1 protein-coding gene is annotated in these 1,769 nt (G+C 63.0%); it reads right to left on the reverse strand.

What is annotated here, in order from left to right; genetic code table 11:
- On the reverse strand, positions 1-1,769 hold a 1,769-nt coding region (locus VBE63_RS28675; protein WP_323686386.1), incomplete at both ends, for an Eco57I restriction-modification methylase domain-containing protein.

Raw genomic sequence — 1,769 nt, forward strand, 5'->3', positions numbered from 1 at the left:
CAAGAACTCGGCTAATGGCACCCCGCGCTCACGGATACGCTGCATCAGCGTATCGACCTCTGGCGGCTCCAGGCTCCAGGGCTCGGCGCTGTAGCGACTCCAAGGCACCGGATAGGCGTGCTCGTGGACGTAGTTGTCGAGCGACAGCTCAGCCGACCGGTCTCGGGGCACGATGCAGACGCTGACCATCGGTGTTGCCTTGGCCTCGTCCGTGGATGATAGCGTTGCTGCCGCTGCGGCTCCTGTCGCTCCTACTCCTGCCGCTTCTGCCCCTGTCGCCGCTGCTCCTATCGCTGTTGCTGCTGTCGCTGCTGCGGTCGTGGTGTCGGTCACGGTCACAGCATCCACTCGCCGCTGCGCCACGATGATGCAGGGAAAGGTATCGGCATCCTCGAAGATCGGCGCATGACCGAAATCCAAAATCTCCTCAAGCCGTGCCTGCTCGCTGAACAGTCGCCGCAACGGCTCGCCATAGCCGGCGCGCATCCACTTGTTGGTGACGATGTAGGAGAGCTTGCCGTGCGGCGCGAGCAGGTTCAGGCCGCGCTCGTAGAAATAGACATAGAGATCGGCGACACCGCTGTAGCTGGCGTAGCACTGCGCCAGATAGGGCTTCAACGGCCCCAGGGCCTCCTGCCGCACATAGGGTGGATTGCCGATCACCACATCGAAACCGCCACGAGCGAAGACCTCGGGGAAGGCTGTCCGCCAATCAAACGCGCGACTGTCCGCCGGCAGTTGCGCGAAGGCCTCGCGCAAGACCTCGGGCGCATGCTCGCCGGGCGGCTCCACCAAGGAATTACCGCAACGGATGTTGGCATCCAGGTTGTTCAGCAGTTTGTCCCGCTGGGCGGTCTTGAGCCAGAGCGAGAGCTTGGTGATCTCGACCGACTCCGGGTTCAGATCCACCCCAAACAGGTTCTGCTGCAGGATCTGTCGGCTGAGATCGAACAACCCGAGCTGCCGCGGGGAGCCGGTCAGTGCAGCGATCTCGGCATTGACGCGCTCGTATTCGGCGAGCAGGAAATCGAAGGCCGCGACCAGGAAGGCGCCGGAGCCACAGGCTGGATCGAGGATCTTGATGTGCTTGAGAACCTCCAGGTAGTCGAGCAGCACCTTCAGCCGTGTCTCATTTGCCATCGGTCCCGGCTTGCCGGTGCGATGCTTGGCCTCGAGCTCGGCCCAGCGTTCCTTCAGCCAGCCGCCGATGGTGCGCTCGACCATGAAGCGGGTGATCAGCTCCGGGGTGTAGAAGATGCCGTCGCGCTTGCGCCTTGAGCGCTGCGGGTCGGCTCGGGCCTGATCAGGCTCGCCACGGATGCGGGCGCGGATCAGTTCAAGATCGGTGATCGACTGCTCGAAGATATGGCCAAGGATGTTGACGTTGAGATCGGTCTCGAAGTCATAGCCGGCCAGGACAGCGATCCCGTCGAGACTGGCATCGGAGACCGATAACGCCTCCAGCTCCGGATCATGGGCGAACAGACCGCCGTTGTAGGCATTGATCTGCATCTCCGCATCGCCCGTGTCCACTGCGTTGAACAGCCCGCAGAGCTGCTGCCAGCGCGAGACCCGCACGAAACCCTCGGACTTGGCATTGAGCGCTTGGGTCAAGACCTTGGCCGGCAACAGACGGGTGTCTTCGCAGAAGCAGATGAACAGGCAGCGATCGAGGATCGTCTGGGCGTGCTCGAGCAACCGCTCGAGATGTTGATCCTGGTCCACGCCGGTCGGCGCTGGATTGTCCGCCCGCAGTTGATCGAACAGGC

Source organism: Lamprobacter sp., from assembly GCF_034860625.1.
GTDB lineage: Bacteria > Pseudomonadota > Gammaproteobacteria > Chromatiales > Chromatiaceae > Lamprobacter.